This window comes from Pseudomonas fluorescens, assembly GCF_902497875.1.
In the GTDB taxonomy this organism is placed as follows: Bacteria; Pseudomonadota; Gammaproteobacteria; order Pseudomonadales; family Pseudomonadaceae; genus Aquipseudomonas; species Aquipseudomonas fluorescens_BR.
The window spans coordinates 50,718-72,543 of sequence record NZ_CABVHY010000003.1 but is presented as its reverse complement, the minus strand read 5'-3'; the positions used below and the strand labels follow the sequence as shown (position 1 = coordinate 72,543).

The following is a 21,826-nucleotide window of genomic DNA, read 5'->3' as shown; positions in this document are numbered from 1 at the left end:
CCTTCAACAAGCACATCAATTCAAGACAGACACGATAGTCGGTCCAGAGCGCTCTTGCGCAGGCAATGATCCTGTCGACATACGCAAGACGCTAAGTCCTGCCGAACGGTGTCGGGTGCGGGTGCATCACGGCCCGCTGACGTTCTTCTTCGAGAAATTTCATGATGATCGGCGCTACGGCTTCGGCCCGGGTAATCAGGAATAAATGACCGTCGTCGATTATGTGTAGCTGGGCGTTTGGAATTCGCCAGGCCAGCATGCGCATATTGATTAGCGGGATCAGTGGATCGTCATCACCCGCCAGCACCAGAGTCGGTTGATGAATCTTGTGCAGCCAGTGAATGCTGGTCCAGCCCAGGCCTGCAAACAATTGCCAGTAGTAACCCAGCTTGCCGCCCGAACGCACCTTGCTGGCGTGTTCGGCGGCCAGATTTGGGTCGCGGCGGAAGGATCCGCCATAGATCAGCGGCGCAATGCGAATCACATGGGACGGCTGGATGTAGCGCCTGGGGCTGGCCATCATCCACAGGACTTTCGGTTTGCCCGGCACCATAAAGACACCGGCCGCGGTGGCTGCTAGCACCAGTTTTTTGCAGCGCTCCGGGTAGTCGTAGGCAAATTGCTGGGCCAGCGCACCACCCCAGGACACACCCACGACGTTGACTTGCCCGTAATCCAGGTAGTCGAGCATGCGCGCGGTCAGTTTGGCCAGGCCAGGGAAGCGATAGGGGCTGCTGGGTGTCGACGAGCCGCCGACCCCGGGAACGTCGAAGGCAATCACTTCCAGATCCGGGTCGAGCGCCTGAACGAATGGAAACACCAACTCCAGGTTGGCGCCGATGCCATTGAAAATCAGCAGGGGCGTTAAATGAGGTTTGCCAGGGCGTACTGCGGTGCGGATGGTTTGTCCATCCAGGTCGAGAGTACGAAATATGAACGGTTGCGACATCTCGGAAGCCCTGTGATTAAACCGCTGGCAAGCCTTCCTAGCTTGTTCCAGAAAATTCGAGGTCTGGCCTCGTCCGTGTTGGGTAGGGCTCGCGGCACCTCCGAGTGCCGCGGACTTCGTGGCTGCCTACAGCTTAGCGTTCATGTACATAAGTACCCGGTGCGGCTTCCCCTGGCGCAAAGGCCTTATTGCCCAGTTTGGTCGGGGATTTTTTCAGTTTGCCCGAGCGTTCGGCCTGCCAGGCCTGCCAGTGCAGCCACCAGGAGTCAGTGTGCTTGGTCGAGTTTTCTTGCCAGTCCTCAGCCTTGACCGGCATCTCGGTGCTGGTCATGTAGCGCGACTTCGGGTTGCCGGGCGGGTTCAGGATGCTCTGGATATGCCCGCTGCTGGACAGCACGAATTCAACCTTGCCACCGAACAGTTGCGCCGACTTGTAGCAAGACTTCCAGGGTGTGATGTGATCGTTGGTGCCAGCCAGGGAGTAGATGTCGGCCGTGACCTGTTTGAGGTCGATCGGCGTGCCGCTCACTTCCAGTGCATTGGCCCGGATCAGTGGGTTGTTTTTGAACATTTCGATCAGGTCGCCGTGGAACGCCGCAGGCAAGCGGGTGGTGTCGTTGTTCCAGAACAGAATGTCGAAGACCGGAGGCTCGTTGCCCAACAGGTAGTTGTTGACCCAGTAGTTCCAGATCAGATCGTTGGGACGCATCCAGGCGAAGACTTTCGCCATGTCGCGGCCTTCCAGCACGCCAGCCTGATACGAGTGGCGCTTGGCGGCTTCCAGGGTCTGCTCGTTCATGAACAGCGCAACCTGGGAGTCGAGGGTGGTGTCGAGCACGCTGACCAACAGGGTCAGGGCATTGACCTTCTTCTCGCCGAGGGCGGCGTAGTGGCCGAGCAACGCGGTGCAGGTGATCCCGCCGGAGCAGGCGCCGAGCATGTTGATGTCTTTGCTGCCGGTGATGGCCGAGACTACGTCGACGGCTTCTTTCAGTGCGTCGATGTAAGTCGACAGGCCCCACTCGCGCTGTGCCTTGGTCGGATTGCGCCAGCTGACGATGAAGGTTTGCTGGTGGTTGCGCAGGCAGAAGCGCGCCAGGCTTTTATCCGGGCTCAGGTCGAACACATAAAATTTGTTGATCTGCGGCGGAACCACCAGCAGCGGGCGCTCATGCACCTGTTCGGTGGTCGGCCGGTACTGGATCAATTCGAGCACGTCGTTGCGAAAGACCACCGAGCCTTCGGTGGTCCCCAGGCTCTTGCCGACTTCGAAGGCACCCATGTTGACCTGGCTCGGCATGCCGCCGTTATTGATCAGATCCTTGGCCAGGTGCGAGAGGCCGTCAAGCAGGCTTTTGCCGCCCGTCTCGAAGAAGCGTTTGACCGCCGCCGGGTTGGCCGCACTGTTGGTCGGGGCCATCGCCTCGGTCATCAGGGTGATCACGAAATGCGCGCGGTTGATGTCCGTTTCGGACAGGTTGCTGTCACCAATCCAGTCGTGCAGCTCCTTGCGCCATGCCAGATAGGTTTGCAGATAGCGTTTGTAGAGCGGGTTCTGGCTCCAGGCCGGATCGTTGAAGCGACGGTCGTCACTTTCCGGCTGCAGTTTGGATTTACCGAACATCACATTCTTGAGCTCGACGCCAAAATGCGCGACGTGCTTGACGCTATGAATCGGTTGCTTGATGGCCTGGGTCAAGACCATTCGAGCAGAGGTAAGCAGATCTTTTCCACGCAAGCCGACGACGGGATTGAGCCCCAGAGTGTTTTCCGAGGCTTGGCGATTCAAGTCATCGTTATTCTTGTTACTCATCTACGACGCTCCATTGTCCTGAGGCGAGTACCGGGACCCGCTGTGAAGTCACACAGCAAACGCCTGGTACTACTGCTCGGGTGACCGTTAATTCTGCATCGCTGCTTTTTAGTTCAGAGAGCACTGCAGGGAACCTGCCAGCTACATTGGTTACCCGAGTTTAATTTTTTTCGCAAGCGGGCCAAACGCTGCCTGCGCGGCAGAGCATTCAAACAGATGAAATTAGAAAATGCCTTCTAAACAGCGAGAGGCCTGAGTTAGAGCATCAGCTTGACGATGGATTCGTTAGGGTCACGGGTTTTTCCGGCGGCTTTGAGCTCGGCAAGATAATCCGCCCAAAGATCGTCCTGGCGTACTGCCAGCTGGTACAGGTAATCCCAGGTGAACAGACCACTGTCGTGGCCGTCGTCGAAGGTTAATTTCAGTGCGTACTGACCGGCCGGTTCAACCTTGCTCAGGCCGACGCCGATCTTGCCAAATTGCAGGATAGGTTTGCCATGGCCCTGGACCTCGGCGGAGGGAGAGTGCACCCGCAGGAATTCGGCGGGCAGGTGATAGACCTCATCCGGCGCATATTTCAGCGTCAGGGTTTTCGAGGCTTTGTGCAGTTCGATGGCGCTGGGGAGTTTGGTCATGGGCCGATAGTCCGAAGCGGGGTAATCCGTGGCGAGGGAGCTTGCTCCCGCTGGGCTGCGCAGCAGTCGTAAATCCGGCCAATGCGGTCTGGCTGATACACCGCATTTGCCGGTTTTGGGGCCGCTTCGCAGCCCAGCGGGAGCAAGCTCCCTCGCCACAGAGGCCCGCTCTCACAAGGGAGAGTTTGATCTACAGGATATAACGGGACAGATCTTCGTTTTGCGCCAATTCGCCAAGGTGGCTGTTGACGTAGTCAGCGTCGATGCGAATCGGTTGAGCGTCCTGCGCGGTGGCCAGGTCGCCGGCACTGAACGACACCTCTTCGAGCAGGCGCTCGAGCAAAGTGTGCAGGCGACGGGCACCGATGTTCTCGGTTTTTTCATTGACCTGCCAGGCGATTTCGGCCAGACGCTTGATGCCGTCGGGCAAGAACTCGATAGCCAGACCCTCGGTTTTCAGCAGCTCGCGGTATTGCTCGGTGAGCGAGGCGTGCGGTTCGCTGAGGATGCGTTCGAAATCTTGCGGGCTCAGGGCCTTGAGCTCGACACGGATCGGCAGGCGGCCTTGCAGCTCCGGCACCAGGTCGCTCGGTTTACTCAGGTGGAACGCGCCGGAGGCGATGAACAGGATGTGGTCGGTCTTGACCATGCCCAGCTTGGTGTTGACCGTACAGCCTTCGATCAGCGGCAGCAAATCGCGCTGTACGCCTTCACGGGAGACGTCGATGCCACTGGAGTTACCGCGCTTGGCGACCTTGTCGATTTCGTCGATGAACACGATGCCGTGCTGTTCGACCGCTTCCAGGGCCTTGGCCTTGAGTTCGTCGTCATTGACCAGACGGCTGGCCTCTTCGTCACGGACCAGTTTCAGCGCTTCCTTGACCTTGAGCTTGCGGCTCTTGCGCTTGCCCTTGCCCATGTTGGCAAACAGGTTCTGCAACTGGTTGGTCATTTCTTCCATGCCCGGTGGCGCGGAGATATCGACGCCAGACACTTCGGCCACTTCGATTTCGATCTCCTTGTCATCCAGCTGACCTTCGCGCAGGCGCTTGCGGAACAGCTGGCGGGTGTTGGAGTCCTGGCTCGGCGCGGCATCTTCGTTGAAGCCCATGCGTGCCGGTGGCAGCAAGGCATCGAGGATGCGCTCTTCGGCGGCGTCTTCGGCGCGATGACGAACCTTGGTCATTTCCTGCTCGCGCAGGAGCTTGATTGCCGCATCGGCCAGATCACGGATGATCGATTCGACGTCGCGACCGACGTAACCGACCTCAGTGAACTTGGTGGCTTCGACCTTGATGAACGGTGCATTGGCCAGTTTGGCCAGGCGCCGGGCGATTTCGGTTTTACCGACACCGGTCGGGCCGATCATCAGGATGTTCTTCGGCGTCACTTCGACGCGCAGCTCTTCGGGCAGTTGCATCCGGCGCCAGCGGTTACGCAGCGCGATGGCGACGGCGCGCTTGGCGTCGTCCTGGCCGATGATATGGCGATTGAGTTCGTGGACGATTTCACGGGGAGTCATGGACATAGTAATTGGCGGTCCTCAAGCAAAAGTGAGCTGTGGCACTAAGGCCGGAACAGGCTTACTCAGCGAGGTCCTGCTCCTCAATGGTGAAGGTGTGGTTGGTGAATACGCAGATGTCGCCGGCGATGCCCAAGGCAGTTTCGACGATTTCCCGGGCCGACAGATCGGTTTTCTTCAGCAGGGCGCTGGCTGCGGCCTGAGCGTAGCCGCCGCCGGAACCCATGGCGATCAGGCCCTCTTCGGGCTCAACCACGTCACCGTTGCCGGTGATGATCAGAGAGGCATCTTTATTGGCGACCGCGAGCATGGCTTCGAGGCGGCTGAGGGAGCGATCGGTGCGCCATTCTTTGGCGAGTTCGACGGCGGCACGAACCAGGTGACCTTGATGTTTCTCAAGCTGGCCTTCGAAGCGTTCGAAGAGGGTGAAGGCGTCAGCGGTGGCCCCGGCAAAACCGGCAATGACTTCACCGTGGTAGAGGCGACGAACTTTTTTCGCGTTGCCTTTCATCACGGTATTGCCGAGAGAAACCTGGCCGTCGCCGCCCATGACGACTTTGCCGTGGCGGCGAACTGAAACGATGGTGGTCAAGGGAGAGTCTCCACGCTGCGGGGCGAAAATGCCCTGATGGGAACTCATATGGGGGTGGCGGGGCGTTTTTCAACTGCACAAGGGCAAGGGGGACGAGCGGTGCGAGGCCCGTAGGAGCTGCCGAAGGCTGCGATCTTTTGATCTTGCTTCAGTTTTTTAGCGAACCCCCAACCTCCGAAAAGATCGCAGCCTGCGGCAGCTCCTACAGTTATTGCATTGTTCTGTAGGAGCTATCCCAGGCCTTCGCCTATCGGCTCTGGCGCTGTTGTAACAACAGATTGCTGAAACCGCTGCCGGCCAATTGTTTTTGCGCGGTGGTCAGTTGTTCACGATTGCTGAACGGCCCCACCAACACCCGATACCAGGTCTCGTCCTTCACGGTGCCGGACTCAACCGCCACGCTTTGCCCCAGCAGAATAATCTGCGCACGAACCTTGTCGGCATCCGCCTCTTTGCGGAACGAGCCGGCCTGGAGGAAGAACTTGGTCACTGGCGCCGCTTTCGAGACCGGCGGTGGCGGTGGCGGGGTAATGCCGGCGAGTGCCGCCTGAGCCCGGGCAGTGTCGATCTTCGCCGCTTCGGCTGGCGTCACCGGAGCCACGGGTACCGGTTGTGGTGTCGGCAAGGTTTTCTCCGGCACGGCATCCGGCGGCACTATCACCTCGGATTCCGGCAGCAGGGTGTAGAAGTCGTACTTAGGCTTCACCGGTTGCTGCGGGCTCGGAGGCGTCTTGTTCGCTTCGGCGATCCTGGTGGCTTTCTGCTGCTCTTGCTTGACCCGCTTGACGTCATCGCCCTGGCCCGGATCGAGCTTCATCAGGAAAACGATGAACGCGCCCACGGTCAGGCCGATGGCCATCCATAGCCAGCCCGGGATCGGTTGCTTTGCAGGAGCTTGGTAACGGCTGGCGCCACGCTTGGGTGCAGGTTTTTTCTTGGCAGCCAACTTACATACGCTCCAGAGTTTCCAGACCCAACAGCTCCAGGCCTTGCTTGAGTGTGCGACCGGTCAGCGCCGCGAGCCGCAAGCGGCTCTGCATCTGTGCCGGGGTTTCGGCGGTCAGGATCGGGCAGTTCTCGTAGAAACTGGAGAACAGCCCGGCAACGTCGTACAGATAGGTGCAGAGGGTGTGCGGGGTACCCTTGTCGCCGACGTTGTTCAGTACTTCGCCGAACTGTGCCAGTTTGGCGGCGAGCTCGTGTTCGTGCGCAGCCTCGAGCACGATCTGCCCTTGAACCTGGCTGAAGTCCTGGCCCAGTTTGCGGAACACGCCGGCCACCCGGGTATAGGCGTACAGCAGGTAAGGTGCGGTGTTGCCTTCGAAGTTGAGCATCAGGTCGAAGTTGAAGCTGTAATCGCTGGTACGGTGCTTGGACAGGTCGGCGTATTTCACCGCGCCAATGCCCACGACTTTGGCGATGTTGCGCAATTCTGTTTCGGCCAGCTCCGGATTCTTTTCTTTCACCAGCGCGTAAGCGCGCTCCTGAGCTTCGGTCAGCAGATCAATCAGCTTCACGGTGCCGCCGTCACGGGTCTTGAACGGACGACCATCGGCGCCGTTCATGGTGCCGAAGCCCATGTGCTCCATTTCCATCGGATGGGTCACGAAGCCTGCCTTGCGGGCCACCGCGAACACCTGCTGGAAGTGCAGGGCCTGACGCTGGTCTACGAAGTACAGCGCGCGATCTGCTTTCAGCACGCCGCTACGATAACGCACGGCTGCAAGGTCAGTGGTGGCGTAGAGATAGCCACCGTCGGCCTTGACGATGATCACCGGCAGCGGCTCGCCGTCGGCGTTTTTGAATTCATCGAGGAACACGCATTGGGCGCCGTTGCTCTCGACCAGCATGCCCTTGGCCTTGAGGTCGTTGACCACGTTGATCAGGTCATCGTTGTAGGCACTTTCGCCCATGACGTCGGCCGGGGTCAGTTTGACGTTCAGCAGGTCGTAGATTTTCTGGCAATGAGACAACGAGATGTCTTTGAAGTGCGTCCACAGGGCCAGGCAATCCGGATCACCGGCTTGCAGCTTGACCACCAGGCCGCGGGCGCGATCAGCGAACTCCGGGGATTCGTCGAAGCGTTGCTTGGCGGCGCGGTAGAAGTTTTCCAGGTCCGACAGCTCGTCGCTGCTGATCGGGTTTTCCTGCAGGTACGCCATCAGCATACCGAACTGGGTGCCCCAGTCGCCGACGTGGTTCTGGCGGATCACGGTGTCGCCAAGGAACTCGAGAACCCGCGCCACGCCGTCGCCGATGATGGTCGAGCGCAGATGGCCAACGTGCATCTCTTTGGCCAGGTTGGGTGCCGACAGGTCGACCACCGTGCGCTGCACCGGACCGGCTTTGCGCACACCGATTTTCGGATCGGCAAGCGCGGCGTCCAGGCGCGAAGCCAGGGCCTGGGTGTTCTGGAAGAAATTGAGGAAGCCCGGGCCGGCGATTTCGGCCTTGCTGACGTTTTCGTCAGCCGGCAGCGCAGCGATGATTTTTTCTGCCAGATCGCGTGGCTTCATGCCGGCGGGCTTGGCCAGCATCATGGCGATGTTGCTGGCGAAGTCGCCGTGGGTCTTGTCGCGGGAATTCTCCACCTGAATCGCTGGCGTCAGGCCTTCAGGCAACACACCTTCGTTGACGAGTTGGGTGATGGCTTGCTGGATCAGCTGGCGAATGGTGTCTTTCATGGTCTTCTCTTTCGACCGCAGACGCGGTGGCGCTTCGATGCGCAGGTGGAAAAACTGGGCATTATCCGTTGCGAAGGCGGGCTTGCCAACCTTCGTGGGCAGGTTGTAGACCTGCGGAGCCTGGCAGGAAGATCTTCGCGTCTGGCAAGACCGTTAAAGATCGCAGCCTGCGGCAGCAAGCATTAATCCCGTAGGAGCTGCCGCAGGCTGCGATCTTTTGACTATTTATCGATCAATACAAATCCACCGGGTCCACATCCAGCGACCAACGCACCTGCCGCCCGCTGGGCATTTTCTCCAGCGCCAGCAGCCAACTGCTGAGCAATCGATGCAGTGGCGCCCGAGCGCTGGCTTGCAGCAAAAGCTGCGCGCGATAGCGTCCGGCGCGGCGTTCCATGGGCGCCGGTACCGGGCCGAGCAGCTCGATACCGGTCAGGTTCTGCTCGCCCAGCAAGCGTTCGGCCTCACTGCAGGCCTCATCGAGAAAGCTCTCGGCTTGCCCCGGCTTATGCGCTTCGGCCCGTAACAGTGCCAAATGCGCAAATGGCGGCAAGCCAGCAGCGCGGCGTTCACTCAGGGCCTGTTCGGCAAAGGCGAAATAACCTTGCTCGGTCAATTGCACCAGCAGCGGATGATCGGCCAGGTGCGTCTGAATAATCACTTTGCCGGGCTCTTCGGCGCGCCCGGCACGTCCGGCGACCTGAACGATCAGCTGGGCCATGCGTTCGCTGGCGCGGAAGTCGCCGGAAAACAGCCCACCATCGGCATCCAGAATCGACACCAGGGTTACCCGTGGGAAGTGATGCCCTTTGGCGAGCATTTGCGTGCCGACCAAAATGCATGGCTGGCCTTTCTGGATGGTAGCAAACAGCTGATTCATTGCGTCCTTGCGCGAGGTGCTGTCGCGGTCAACTCGCAACACCGGGTAATCCGGAAAGAGAATCCCCAGCCGCTCTTCGGCTCGCTCAGTTCCCGCGCCAACGGGACGCAGATCAACCTTGCCGCATTTCGGGCAGTGACGGGGCACACGCTCGACATAACCGCAGTGGTGGCAGCGCAGTTCAGCGGAGCGCTGATGCACGGTCATGCGTGCATCGCAGCGATTGCACTCGGACATCCAGCCGCAGTCGTGGCACAGCAGGGTCGGCGCGAAGCCGCGGCGGTTGAGGAACACCAATACTTGCTGCCCGGCCGCAAGGGTCTGGCCGATGGCTTGCTGCATCGGCCCGGAAATGCCGCTGTCCAGCGGGCGGCTTTTAACGTCCAGGCGCAGGAAACGCGGTTGTTGCGCGCCGCCGGCCCGTTGATTCAGGCGCAGCAGGCCGTAACGGCCGGTGTAGGCGTTGTGCAGGCTTTCCAGTGAAGGCGTGGCTGAGCCGAGCACGATCGGAATGTTTTCCTGGCGCGCGCGCACCAATGCCAGATCGCGGGCGTGATAGCGCAGGCCCTCTTGCTGTTTATAAGAGCCGTCGTGTTCTTCATCGATGATGATCAGGCCGGGATTCTTCATCGGCGTGAACAGTGCCGAGCGGGTGCCGATAATGATGTCGGCGTCGCCGTCCCGGGCCGCCAGCCAGGCTTCCAGCCGTTCGCGGTCGTTGACTGCCGAGTGCACCAGCGCGATACGGGCGTTGAAGCGCTGCTCGAAGCGCGCCAGGGTTTGCGGGCCGAGGTTGATCTCGGGAATCAGCACCAGTGCCTGCTTGCCGGCTTCCAGGGTTTCGCGGATCAACTGCAAATAGACTTCGGGCTTGCCGCTGCCGGTGACCCCGGCCAGCAGGAACGCGTGAAAGCTGTCGAAGCCTGCGCGAATCGCTTCATAGGCGGCGCGTTGCTCCGGGTTGAGCGGCAACTCCGGTTGCGCCAGCCAGTGTTCGTGGCGTTCGCTGGGGGCGTGCTTGCGGATTTCCACCTGCACCAGGTCTTTGGCCAGCAGCAGGTCAAGGCTGTCCTTGCTGAGCATCAGTTTACTGAGCAACTGATGGGCCACGCCGTGGGGATGTTGCGCCAGGGTCGCCAGGGCTTCGCGCTGGCGGGGAGCCCGACTGATGCGAGGATCGTCGACGCGTGCGCCAGGGCTGATCGACCAGAAGCGTTCCTGACGGGCTTCAGCCAGTTCGCCCTGACGCAGCAATACTGGCAGTGCCCAGCTCAGGGTGTCGCCCAGGCTGTGCTGGTAGTACTGAGAAGTCCACAGGCACAGCTTGAACAGCGCCGGTGGCAAGGGCGACATGGCGTCGAGCAGTGCCAGGGCTGGCTTGAGTTTTTCTATCGGGACTTCACTGTGGCTGGTGACCTCCACCAGAATGCCAATCATCTCGCGTCGACCGAATGGCACGCGCAGGCGCATGCCCGGATGCAGATGAGCACGCAGGACGCCCGCCGGGGCGCGGTAGTCGAACAGGCGGCGCAGCGGCGAAGGCAGGGCGAGGCGCAGAATGGCGTCGGGCACGCGGGAATTTCTCGGTAAGCGGGCGGTGAAGAAGGCCCGGAGCCTAGCAGACCACTGGAGTAGTGTCCTGCATTAGGAAAGCGTTCAAGAGTTGACGTGTGGATTTTAATCGGCCCGACGCCTTGGTCAGGCAAGGCGCCGCGACGAGCCATAGCGCTATGGGGAGGAGCGGCAACGCCGCATGGCCGGAACGCCGGACCGAACAACAGACGCCGTCAAAATTGAACGGCCTTTTCTGATGGGGGGCACCCGGGACAGCTTGCGCGATTGCGAAGGTCTGGTAGAATCCGCGGCCTAATTACGTGCGGTATTCAACAATAGTGTTGGGTGGCGGCACGCTAGCCTGAGGAATACACCATGAAAGCCGATATCCATCCGGTATACGAAGCCATCACAGTTACCTGCAGCTGCGGTAACGTCTTCGAAACCCGTTCCAACCTGGCTAAGCCACTGCCGGTTGACGTTTGCAACTTGTGCCACCCGTTCTACACCGGTAAGCAGAAGACTCTGGACATCGGCGGTCGTGTCGACAAGTTCAAGTCGCGTTTCGGTGCTTTCGGCGCAACCAAAGCTCCTGCTGCTGCAGAGTAAGGTTGGTCGTGCTGGAGAGCCCGATGGGCTTCTCCTCGCTGTTGAAAAAGGCGTCCCTTGCGGGCGCCTTTTTCATGTCCGCGATTTGCTTTTCCAGCGCCCAGGCCTTCTGTCCGGCGCCGACCGCATTGGCCACCGTACAGGTCCAGCGAGTGGTCGATGGCGACACCCTTCGCCTGAAGGATGGCCGCAGCGTGCGCATGATCGGCTTGAATACTCCGGAGTTGGGCAGGCAGGGCCGATCGGATGAACCATTCGCTGTGGCAGCCCGCAAGCGCCTGCAGGCTTTGGTAAACGAAAGTGACGGGCGGATTGGCCTGCGTCTGGGGCAAGAGGGCAAGGATCACTATGGCCGTACGCTGGCCCATGTGTATGGCGCCAATGGTGTGAACCTTGAAGCCCAGTTGCTGGCTGAAGGTCTTGGCTATCAAGTGGCTATTGCACCGAACGTCGATCTTCTGCGTTGCCAGCAAGCGGCAGAGCACAGCGCGCGCCGGGCTGGCCTCGGGCTCTGGCGGCAATCACCTGTACTGAAAGCGGATCAGATCAACACTTCGGGGTTTACCGTGCTCAGCGGACGTGTGAGCAATGTTCAACGCAATCAGGGCGGGCTGTGGATCGAGTTGCAGGGCTCGGTTGTATTGCGCGTTGCGCCCAATCTGCTGAGCCAGTTTGACGTCTCGATGCTGCAGCGTCTCAAGGGGCGGCAGATCGAGGCGCGTGGCTGGGTGCTCGACCGCTCCCGGCGAGGTGGACTGAAATCCACTCAGGCTCGCTGGTTGCTGCCGTTGAGCCATCCGGGAATGTTGGCGCTGGCGAAATAAGAAAAATTGTAGACATATTTTCAGCTTATTGTGAACAGTTAACCCCTTGTGTTCCGTGGCTCTACACCCAAAGTCTTATAGTAGGGCCCTTGACGCCGGTGACTGGTCAGTCTTGTAGGGACTTTGCGACACGAGTATCCTCGGCGGTCCGTCGTCCAACAGTAAAAAGCGGAATGCCGATATGTCTGATCTGAAAACTGCCGCTCTCGAATATCATGCCCATCCTCGTCCGGGGAAGCTGAGTGTCGAGCTCACCAAAGCCACCGCTACCGCTCGCGATCTGTCGCTGGCCTACAGCCCCGGTGTAGCCGAACCAGTCCGCGAAATCGCCCGCGACCCTGAACTCGCCTACAAGTACACCGGCAAGGGCAATCTGGTTGCAGTGATTTCCGATGGCACCGCGATTCTCGGCCTGGGCAACCTCGGTCCATTGGCTTCCAAGCCGGTCATGGAAGGCAAGGGCGTGCTGTTCAAGCGCTTCGCCGGTATCGACGTGTTCGACATCGAGGTCGACTCCGAAAGCCCGCAAGCCTTCATCGACACCGTCAAGCGCATCTCCATCACCTTCGGTGGCATCAACCTGGAAGACATCAAGGCGCCAGAGTGCTTTGAAATCGAACGCGCTCTGATCGAGCAGTGCGATATTCCGGTATTCCACGATGATCAGCATGGCACCGCGATCGTGACCGCTGCCGGCATGATCAATGCCCTGGAAATCGCTGGCAAAACCCTGCCAGAAGCCAGGATCGTCTGCCTGGGCGCTGGTGCTGCCGCTATCTCCTGCATGAAGTTGCTGGTGAGCATGGGCGCCAATATCGAAAACATCTTCATGGTTGACCGTACCGGCGTGATCCACTCCGGCCGTGATGACCTGAACCAGTACAAGGCAGTCTTCGCTCACGCCACCGACAAGCGCACCTTGTCCGACGCGCTGAAGGGCGCTGACGTGTTCGTCGGCCTGTCCGGCCCGAACCTGCTGAGCGCAGAAAACCTGCTGCTGATGGCGGCCAACCCGATCGTCTTCGCGTGCTCGAACCCGGATCCGGAAATCGCTCCGGAACTGGCTCACGCTACCCGCAACGACGTGATCATGGCCACCGGTCGTTCGGACTACCCGAACCAGGTCAACAACGTACTGGGCTTCCCGTTCATCTTCCGTGGTGCCCTGGACGTTCGCGCCAAGCGCATCAACGAAGAAATGAAAGTAGCTGCCGCCAACGCCCTGCGCGAACTGGCCAAGCTGCCTGTACCTCAGGAAGTGTGCGATGCCTACGGTGGCATCAAGCTGGAATTCGGTCGTGAGTACATCATTCCGAAACCAATGGATGCACGCTTGATCACCGTGATCTCCGACGCCGTGGCCAAGGCCGCGATCGAGACGGGAGTGGCTACCCTGCCGTATCCGAAGAACTACCCGCTGAAAAGCGTGGATGATGTGTTCAACGGCTAAGCCGTTGTAGCGTCAAAACAAAAAGCCCCGGCTCGTGAGAGCCGGGGCTTTTTGCGTTTGAACTATGGGTGGTGATAAGGCTAAAGATCTTTTGGTCGCGACACCGAGCAGGTGTCGCGACTAAAAGGTCTGTCAGAACAAATCGATCGGCGCCGCTTCATCCGCTGGCAGCGGGCTGCCCGGCGCGTTGCCGTTGCTCAGTTCGTTGACTGAAGGCGGCGTATCTTCGCTCTTGAACAGCTCGAAGTAAGCGTTTGGCGTGCCAGGTGTGGCTGCTCGACCGCTGATTGGATCGACTCGCAGGCTCAGAATGCCTTCCGGTTCGTTCTGGGTGTGAGCCGGTTTGTCCTTGAGCGCGGCAGCCATGTAAGTCATCCAGATCGGCAGGGCGACGGTGCCGCCGTATTCGCGCCGGCCGAGGCTTTCCGGCTGGTCGAAACCGGTCCAGACGGTGGTCACGTAATCGGCATTGTAGCCAGAGAACCAGGCGTCCTTGGACTCGTTGGTGGTCCCGGTCTTGCCCGCCAGATCGGTTCGGCCCAAAGCCATGGCGCGGCGCCCGGTGCCGAGTTTGATCACGTCCTGCAGCATGCTGTTGAGGATAAAGGTAGTCCGACCGTCGATGATGCGTTCGGCCACTGCAGGCGTTTGCGCGGTTGGCAGCGCCGTCATTGCTTCGCCTGGCGTCGAGTTGACGGTGAAGGCATTGGCGACTGGCGCGGCAATCCCGTTGCTGGCGCTGTCGTCGGTCGGCACGCTGGGCGGGTTGGCGGTGAACAGGTTGTCACCGTTGCGGCTGTCGATCCTGTCGATGATGTACGGGGTAACCTTGTAGCCACCATTGGCAAAGGTGCTCCAGCCGGTGGCGATTTCCATCGGGGTCAGGGTGGCCGTGCCCAGTGCCAGCGACAGGTTGCGCGGCAGGTCCTGCTTGTTGAAGCCGAACTTGCTGATGTAGTCGATCGTGCGGTCGACGCCCATGCTTTGCAGCAGGCGGATCGATACCAGGTTGCGCGATTTGTAGAGCGCTTCGCGCATGCGGATCGGACCGAGGAAGGTGTTGGTGTCGTTCTTCGGACGCCAGACCTTGTCCAGGTATTCATCGACGAACACGATCGGTGCGTCGTTCACCAGGCTGGAGGCGGTGTAACCACTGTCCAGGGCGGCGCTGTAGACAAATGGCTTGAAGCTGGAGCCAGGTTGGCGCTTGGCCTGCAGCGCCCGGTTGTAGTTGCTTTGCTCGAAAGCGAAGCCGCCGACCAGCGAGCGGATAGCACCGTTCTGCGGGTCCAGCGAGACCAGTGCGCCCTGGGCGACCGGGATCTGGCTGAACTTCAGCGAACTGTCTGCCTGACGTTGCACGCGGATCAGGTCGCCGACCTGGGCAACGTCTGCCGGCTGCTTGGGATTAGGGCCCATGCTGTTGGTGTTGAGGAACGGCCGGGCCCATTTCATGCTGTCCCAGCCGACATGCTCTTCGCCGGTGCGGGTCAGCACCTGCGCGCCGTTCTTGTCGACCTGAGTGACGATGGCCGGCTCAAGCCCGCTGATCGTGCGCTGCTTGGTCAGTTCCAGGGCCCAGGCTTCGCGGGTCTTGCCTGGCAGGCGCGATTCAGGGCCACGATAGCCGTGACGCTGATCGTAGGTCATCAGGCCTTCATGGACTGCGGTGTTCGCCATCTCCTGCAGATTACTCGGCACCGTAGTGGTGACGCGGAAACCTTCGGTATAGGCGTCGCTGCCATAGCGGCCGACCATTTCGGCACGGGCCATTTCCGCAATGTACGGGGCATTAACTTCGGGTGTCGGCACATGGTAGCTGGCGTTGAGCGGCTCGTTTACAGCGGTTTGATAGGCCGCTTCGTCGATTTTCCCGAGCTTGTACATGCGGCCCAGGATCCAGTCGCGACGTTCTTTGCTGCGTGCCGGGTTGGCCAATGGATTAAAGCGCGAAGGCGCCTTCGGCAGCCCGGCGATCATCGCCATCTGCGCCAGGGTGACGTCGCGAATCGATTTGCCGTAATAAACCTGTGCCGCTGCCTCGATCCCGTAAGCTCGGTTGCCCAGGTAGATCTTGTTGACGTAGAGCTCGAGGATCTCGTCTTTGGTCAGCTGACGCTCTATCTGCAGGGCCAGGAGAATCTCCGTGGTCTTGCGCGAGAAGCTGCGTTCGCTGGTGAGGAAGAAGTTCTTCGCGACCTGCATGGTGATAGTGCTGCCGCCGGACTGAATGTGTCCGCTTTTTACCAGTTGGGTGGCGGCGCGCATCAGGCTGCTGGGGTCTACGCCATAGTGATGGGCGAAATTGTCATCTTCGGCAGAAAGCAGCGCGTTGATGAAATTTGGCGGGATGTCGGCGAAGCGGATCGGAGTGCGACGCATTTCGCCGAACTCCGCGATCAGCTTGTTATCGCTGCTGTACACCCGCAAAGGAATCTGCAACTGGATGCTTCTCAGTGCCTCCACGGACGGTAACCCGGGACTAAGATAGAGAAATGCGCCGCTCAGACCGAGGAGCAGTCCGCAGAAAACAGCGACGATAGACCACCCGAAAAACTTCAGCAGACGAATCAAGGCTTTTGGATTTCCAGAGAAAAGAATGAATTTGGCGTTAGGCGATTCAGGGTATACAAGATCAGCCGACGTTTGAGATAAAAGCGGAAAAAAGCGTTGGGCATTATAAGCATTTTTCGGCAGAGAGCGTGATTTGCGCTTCTGTCAAGACGAAGGGTATTGAACGCATCGAATAATCAAGAGTCCGTAAGTCACGGATAGTCATAGGGAATAGGTAGTGCCAGGACTCTTCAACAAGAAAGCCAACACGCTGTTGGGCATCGACATCAGTTCCACCTCGGTCAAGCTTCTTGAGCTCAGTCGCACTGGCAACCGCTTTAGAGTGGAGGCCTACGCGGTAGAGCCGCTGCCGGTCAACGCCGTAGTCGAGAAAAATATTGCCGAGCTGGAAGGGGTAGGGCAAGCCTTGTCCAGATTATTGCTCAAGGCCGGAACCGGGGTCAGGAACGTCGCCGTGGCGGTAGCCGGATCAGCGGTCATTACCAAAACCATCGAGATGGATGCAGGGCTTTCCGACGAGGAAATGGAAAACCAGCTGAAGATCGAAGCCGATCAATACATTCCCTATCCGCTCGACGAAGTCGCCATCGATTTCGAAGTCCAGGGCTACTCGGCGCGTAATCCTGAGCGTGTCGAAGTGCTGTTGGCGGCGTGCCGCAAGGAAAACGTCGAGGTCCGTGAAGCGGCCCTGGCTATTGCCGGCCTGACGGCCCGGGTGGTCGATATCGAGGCTTATGCCCTGGAGCGTTCGTTCGGCCTGCTGCAGGCGCAACTGGGCGGCTCTCATGATGCTTCGACGGTGGCGGTGGTCGACATCGGCGCGACCATGACCACCCTGAGCGTGCTGCACAACGGGCGGATCATATACACCCGCGAGCAGTTGTTCGGTGGGCGCCAACTGACCGAAGAAATCCAGCGTCGCTATGGCTTGTCGAAGGAAGAGGCGGGGTTGGCCAAAAAACACGGCGGTTTGCCGGATGACTACCTCGTTGAGGTTCTGCAACCGTTCAAGGATGCGCTGGTGCAGCAGGTGTCGCGCTCCTTGCAGTTCTTCTTCGCCTCGGGACAGTACAACAGCGTCGACTACATCCTCCTGGCGGGCGGCAATGCCTCCCTCGCCGGGTTGGATCGACTGATCGAGCAGCGCCTCGGTACGCCGACTCGGGTGGCCAATCCGTTCGCCGATATGACGCTCGGCAGCAAAGTCAACGCCGGAGCGTTGGCCAGTGATGCGCCGGCCTTGATGATTGCCTGTGGTCTGGCTCTCAGGAGTTTCGACTGATGGCGCGGATCAACCTGCTGCCCTGGCGCGAAGAATTGCGCGAAATGCGTCGCAAGCGATTTTTGCTGGCCCTGGCGGGCGTTTTTTTGGCGGCGATAGGTGCAGTGTTCATGGTCGACCAATACATCGCTGGCGAGATCGATCGGCAAATGGCCCGCAATCACCATGTCAGCCAGCAAATTGCGCTGCTCGACGAGCGGATCAAGCAGATCAGTGAGTTGAAGACCCGTCGTCAGCAGCTCGTGGAGCGGATGAGGATCATTCAGGACTTGCAGGGCAATCGCCCGGTCAGTGGCCGAATCTTTGATCAGTTGGCCCGCACTCTCCCGGACGGGGTGTATTTCACTGAAGTTGCAATGACCGGCAACACGCTCTCGATTCGCGGTGCGGCCGATTCGAACAACCGTGTCTCGGATTTGATGCGCAACCTGGAGGGTTCCGACTGGTTCGACGCGCCGAGTCTGACCGAGGTCAAGACCAATACGGCCGGAGCGGTGGACCAGGCTAACGTCTTTCAACTGACGGTTCGCCAGGCTCGACCGAAAGCAGTCCTGGAGGGTGCGAAATGACGCCATCCGAGTGGTTACAGGGGCTGCGCAAAATCGACCTGAACGATCTGGACATGAGCAACATGGGGGCTTGGCCTGCGGCTGTCAAAGCCATGGTCGGCAGCTTGCTCATGGTCCTGGTGTTGGCCCTGGGGTACAACGTCTTCGTCAAGGATCTTCAGGATCAGCTCGACCAGCAGCGTACCGATGAAGTTGTCTTGAAGCGCCAATTCGCCAACAAGGCCCATCTGGCGGCGAATCTGGAACGCTACACCGAGCAAATGAAGGGCATGGAAAACTCCTTCGGCGTTCTCCTGCGTCAGCTTCCCGGTGATACCGAGGTTCCTGGTCTGCTGGAAGACATCACTCGCACGGGATTGGGCAGTGGCCTGGAGTTCGAGGAGATAAAGCTGCTGCCAGAGGAGGCTCAGCAGTTCTACATCGAATTGCCGATCCAGATCACCGTCTCCGGCGCCTATCATGACCTGGCGACCTTTGTCAGCGGCGTGGCCGGTTTGCCACGAATCGTCACTCTGCATGATTTCGAGATCAAGCCGGTCACGCCGGACATTGGCTCGAAACTGCGCATGAGCATCCTGGCCAAGACCTACCGCTACAACGACAAGGGGCTGCAGAAATGAAGGCGGCCCACTGGATATCGATGGTTGTGGTACTGATGGGGTTATCCGGCTGCGGCAACAATAACGATTTCAGCGATCTGGATGCCTACATGAATGAGGTGCGCCTGCGACCTCCCGGCAACATCGAGCCTACGCCGACGTTCAGCTCCTACCAGGCATTTACCTATAACGCCGCGTCCCTGCGTAGCCCGTTTCTACCGCCGGTCAGGGTCGATCTGGCAGGGCGCAAGCAAGGATCGCGCAACGTAAAGCCGGACCTGAATCGGCAGAAGCAGTATCTCGAAGGTTTCAATATCGAGCAGTTCGAGATGGTCGGCACCCTCTCCAATATAACGGGCTCCTTCGCTTTGCTGCGAGGCGCCAGCGGTGTGCACAGGTTGAAAGTCGGGGATTACCTGGGGCGTAACGATGGCCGAGTCGTGGCCGTCAGTGACTCGCAAGTCGATGTGGTTGAAATCGTTTCCGATGGCGAGGGTGCCTGGCTGGAGCGACCGCGGACCATTCCTTTGAAAGCGCGCCAATAGTGGAACTCGAATAATGAACAGGACTATTTCATCCCTCGGTATTGCGCTATGGATAGCGTTGTTATCGCCGATGGTATTAGCGGCCAATCTCAAAGCGCTGGATGTTGCGGCGCTGCCGGGGGACCGTGTCGAGTTGAAGCTGACATTCGACGGTCCGCCTCCCGCGCCCGCTGGCTATACCACCGATCAACCCGCGCGAATTGCCCTCGACTTGCCGGGGGTAACCACCGGCCTCGCGAACAAGAATCGAGATCTGGGCGGCGGCAATGCGCGCAGCGTGACGGTGGTCGAGGCCAAGGGGCGCACGCGGCTGATCGTCAGCCTGACGACGCTGGCGCCCTATACCACGCGCGTCGAGGGCAACAAACTGTTCGTTGTAGTCGGTCAGGGCGGGGCGGTTGCACAGAAGCCCGCGACCAGTGCGCCGCGAGCGGCCGCGCCGACACCGGCCAGGGCATCCGCGCCAGTGGGTAAAGCCATCCGTGGCGTGGATTTCCAGCGCGGAGAGTTGGGCGAAGGCAACGTGGTCATCGAATTGTCGGATCCAGGCATTAGCCCGGATATCCAGGAAAACAATGGCAAGATCGTGCTGAACTTCGCCAAAACCCAGCTCCCCGAACCGCTGCGAGTCCGACTGGACGTCAAGGATTTCGCCACGCCCGTGCAGTTCGTCAGTGCCAGTGCCTCCGCCGACAAGACCAGCATCATCATCGAGCCCAGTGGTGCCTTCGACTACTCGACTTATCAGACCGATAACAAGCTGACCATCAGCGTCCGGCCAATGACCACCGACGACTTGCAAAAGCGTAACGCCGATCGCGTCGCCTACAGCGGCGAAAAGCTCTCGCTGAATTTTCAGGACATCGAGGTGCGCTCGGTGCTGCAGCTGATCGCCGACTTCACCAACCTCAATCTGGTTGCCAGTGACACGGTCCAAGGTGGTATCACCTTGCGTTTGCAGAATGTGCCGTGGGACCAGGCCCTGGACCTGGTGCTGAAAACCAAAGGCCTCGACAAACGCATGATCGGCAACGTCCTGCTGGTCGCCCCGGCGGATGAAATCGCCGCCCGCGAACGTCAGGAACTGGAATCGCAAAAGCAGATCGCCGATCTGGCGCCGCTGCGACGTGAGCTGTTGCAGGTCAACTATGCCAAAGCGAAGGACATTGCCGAGCTGTTCAAGTCGGTGACCAGCAAACAGTCGGAAACGGACGAGCGGGGCTCGATTACCGTGGATGAGCGAACCAACAACATCATTGCCTACCAGACCCAGGACCGCCTCGATGAATTGCGGCGCATTGTCGCCCAGCTGGATATCCCGGTGCGCCAGGTGATGATCGAAGCGCGGATCGTCGAAGCCAATGTCGATTACGACAAAAGTCTCGGCGTGCGCTGGGGTGGCTCGATCCAGAACAAGGGTAACTGGAATACCTCCGGCGTCAGCAACAGCGGCAATACGTCGGGCACTATAGGCACCCCGGGTGGCACCAATACCAACTCGCCGTTCGTCGATATGGGCACGGTCGGCAACACCTCCGGTCTGGGCATCGCCTTCATCACCGATAACGTGTTGCTGGACCTGGAACTGACAGCCATGGAGAAGACCGGGAACGGGGAAATTGTCTCTCAGCCCAAGGTGGTCACCTCCGACAAGGAAACCGCGAAGATCCTCAAAGGCACTGAAATTCCCTACCAGGAAGCCAGTTCCAGCGGCGCAACTTCGGTGTCTTTCAAGGAAGCCTCGCTGTCGCTGGAGGTGACGCCGCAAATCACCCCGGACAATCGCATCATCATGGAGGTCAAGGTCACCAAGGATGAGCCGGATTATCTGAACAAGCTCAATGACGTCCCGCCCATCAAGAAAAACGAAGTCAACGCCAAGGTGTTGGTCAACGATGGAGAAACCATCGTTATCGGTGGGGTTTTCTCAAATACTCAAAGCAAGGTGGTAGATAAGGTGCCATTTCTTGGAGATGTGCCGTATCTTGGCCGCCTTTTCCGAAGGGATGTTGTTTCGGAGAAAAAATCCGAGCTGCTGGTATTCCTGACTCCGCGTATCATGAATAACCAGGCGATTGCTGTGAGTCATTGATTCTGTGCGAAATTTGATTCTTGTTGGGCCAATGGGTGCTGGAAAAAGCACCATCGGTCGTTTGCTGGCCAAAGAGCTGCGCCTGCCATTCAAAGATTCCGATAAGGAAATTGAATTGCGCACGGGCGCCAATATCCCGTGGATCTTCGATAAGGAAGGCGAGCCGGGCTTTCGTGACCGTGAGCAGGCGATGATTGCCGAGCTCTGCGCGGCAGATGGCGTGGTGTTGGCAACCGGTGGTGGCGCGGTCATGCGCGATGCCAATCGCAAGGCGCTGCACGCCGGTGGCCGTGTGGTGTATCTGCATGCTTCGGTGGAGCAGCAGGTCGGCCGCACCGCCCGCGATCGCAATCGGCCGCTGTTGCGTACCGCTGATCCGGCAAAAACCCTCAGGGATTTGTTGGCGATTCGCGATCCGCTTTATCGGGAAATCGCCGATCTGGTGGTAGAAACCGATGAGCGGCCGCCACGGATGGTCGTTCTGGATATTCTGAACCGCTTGCAGCAGCTTCCTCCTCGTTAATGCGCGAGGCGAAATGCGCTATCCTCGGCGTCCAGCCTTGAGCGCTTCAACTCATGGCCCGGGACTACCGGGGTGACGTCAGAAAACCTGGCGTTGCCAGCCGTTGATGCAGGCCGGAGGCCAGCTTCAT

At 59.5% G+C, this 21,826-nt stretch carries 18 protein-coding genes; 9 read left to right on the top strand and 9 right to left on the bottom strand.

What is annotated here, in order from left to right:
- Positions 1-91 precede the first annotated feature (91 nt).
- The 8 genes from phaZ to F8N85_RS03305 form a co-directional block, all read right to left on the bottom strand.
- Positions 92-949 (bottom strand): poly(3-hydroxyalkanoate) depolymerase, encoded by an 858-nt coding sequence (gene phaZ, locus F8N85_RS03345; RefSeq protein WP_150802261.1) that lies wholly within the window; start codon positions 947-949, stop codon positions 92-94.
- A gap of 133 nt (positions 950-1,082) precedes the next feature.
- A complete protein-coding gene (phaC, locus tag F8N85_RS03340) occupies positions 1,083-2,762 on the bottom strand; it encodes a class II poly(R)-hydroxyalkanoic acid synthase (protein WP_150802260.1) in 1,680 nt (559 codons plus the stop codon).
- A gap of 257 nt (positions 2,763-3,019) precedes the next feature.
- Entirely contained in the window at positions 3,020-3,397 is a 378-nt protein-coding gene (locus F8N85_RS03335) for a gamma-butyrobetaine hydroxylase-like domain-containing protein (RefSeq protein ID WP_150802259.1), read from the bottom strand.
- A 190-nt stretch (positions 3,398-3,587) separates the two neighbouring features.
- Positions 3,588-4,925 (bottom strand): ATP-dependent protease ATPase subunit HslU, encoded by a 1,338-nt coding sequence (gene hslU, locus F8N85_RS03325; RefSeq protein ID WP_150802258.1) that lies wholly within the window; start codon positions 4,923-4,925, stop codon positions 3,588-3,590.
- A 55-nt stretch (positions 4,926-4,980) separates the two neighbouring features.
- Positions 4,981-5,511, bottom strand: coding sequence for an ATP-dependent protease subunit HslV (gene hslV, locus F8N85_RS03320; RefSeq protein ID WP_150802257.1), 531 nt, complete (start codon positions 5,509-5,511; stop codon positions 4,981-4,983).
- 247 nt (positions 5,512-5,758) lie between these two features.
- Positions 5,759-6,457 (bottom strand): SPOR domain-containing protein, encoded by a 699-nt coding sequence (locus tag F8N85_RS03315; protein WP_150802256.1) that lies wholly within the window; start codon positions 6,455-6,457, stop codon positions 5,759-5,761.
- A gap of 1 nt (position 6,458) precedes the next feature.
- The gene (gene argS / locus F8N85_RS03310) at positions 6,459-8,195 is read right to left on the bottom strand and encodes an arginine--tRNA ligase (RefSeq protein ID WP_150802255.1); all 1,737 of its coding nucleotides are present in this window, start codon (positions 8,193-8,195) and stop codon (positions 6,459-6,461) included.
- Between the two features lie 232 nt (positions 8,196-8,427).
- A complete protein-coding gene (locus tag F8N85_RS03305; protein ID WP_150802254.1) occupies positions 8,428-10,647 on the bottom strand; it encodes a primosomal protein N' in 2,220 nt (739 codons plus the stop codon).
- Between the two features lie 357 nt (positions 10,648-11,004).
- On the opposite strand from F8N85_RS03305, the gene rpmE reads away from it, so the two are divergent.
- The 3 genes from rpmE (at position 11,005) to F8N85_RS03290 (ending at position 13,512) form a co-directional block, all read left to right on the top strand.
- Positions 11,005-11,238 (top strand): 50S ribosomal protein L31, encoded by a 234-nt coding sequence (gene rpmE, locus F8N85_RS03300; RefSeq protein WP_150644193.1) that lies wholly within the window; start codon positions 11,005-11,007, stop codon positions 11,236-11,238.
- A 23-nt stretch (positions 11,239-11,261) separates the two neighbouring features.
- Positions 11,262-12,062, top strand: a complete 801-nt coding sequence (locus tag F8N85_RS03295) for a thermonuclease family protein (RefSeq protein WP_150802253.1) — start codon at positions 11,262-11,264, stop codon at positions 12,060-12,062.
- A 181-nt stretch (positions 12,063-12,243) separates the two neighbouring features.
- A complete protein-coding gene (locus F8N85_RS03290) occupies positions 12,244-13,512 on the top strand; it encodes a malic enzyme-like NAD(P)-binding protein (RefSeq protein ID WP_150802252.1) in 1,269 nt (422 codons plus the stop codon).
- Positions 13,513-13,644: 132 nt separating this feature from the next.
- Here F8N85_RS03290 and F8N85_RS03285 read toward each other — a convergent pair whose 3' ends face one another.
- Entirely contained in the window at positions 13,645-16,083 is a 2,439-nt protein-coding gene (locus F8N85_RS03285) for a penicillin-binding protein 1A (protein WP_412072476.1), read from the bottom strand.
- Positions 16,084-16,303: 220 nt separating this feature from the next.
- Between F8N85_RS03285 and F8N85_RS03280 the strand changes: the two genes are divergently transcribed.
- Genes F8N85_RS03280 through aroK form a run of 6 tightly spaced genes read left to right on the top strand, consistent with a single transcriptional unit; the run spans position 16,304 to position 21,696 of the window.
- Complete coding sequence (locus F8N85_RS03280; RefSeq protein ID WP_150802250.1) at positions 16,304-17,368, top strand: pilus assembly protein PilM; 1,065 nt, start codon at positions 16,304-16,306, stop codon at positions 17,366-17,368.
- The gene (locus F8N85_RS03275) at positions 17,368-17,937 is read left to right on the top strand and encodes a PilN domain-containing protein (protein ID WP_150802249.1); all 570 of its coding nucleotides are present in this window, start codon (positions 17,368-17,370) and stop codon (positions 17,935-17,937) included. Before F8N85_RS03280 ends, F8N85_RS03275 begins: the two co-directional genes overlap by 1 nt.
- A complete protein-coding gene (gene pilO, locus F8N85_RS03270) occupies positions 17,934-18,557 on the top strand; it encodes a type 4a pilus biogenesis protein PilO (protein WP_150802248.1) in 624 nt (207 codons plus the stop codon). Before F8N85_RS03275 ends, pilO begins: the two co-directional genes overlap by 4 nt.
- Positions 18,554-19,081: a pilus assembly protein PilP gene (locus F8N85_RS03265; RefSeq protein WP_150802247.1), complete on the top strand. Its 528-nt coding sequence runs from the start codon at positions 18,554-18,556 to the stop codon at positions 19,079-19,081. Before pilO ends, F8N85_RS03265 begins: the two co-directional genes overlap by 4 nt.
- Positions 19,082-19,094: 13 nt before the next feature.
- Complete coding sequence (pilQ, locus tag F8N85_RS03260; protein WP_150802246.1) at positions 19,095-21,173, top strand: type IV pilus secretin PilQ; 2,079 nt, start codon at positions 19,095-19,097, stop codon at positions 21,171-21,173.
- 4 nt (positions 21,174-21,177) lie between these two features.
- Positions 21,178-21,696 carry a shikimate kinase AroK gene (gene aroK / locus F8N85_RS03255; protein WP_150802245.1) on the top strand — a complete coding sequence of 173 codons (519 nt, stop codon included), beginning with the start codon at positions 21,178-21,180 and terminating at the stop codon, positions 21,694-21,696.
- Positions 21,697-21,826 lie beyond the last annotated feature (130 nt).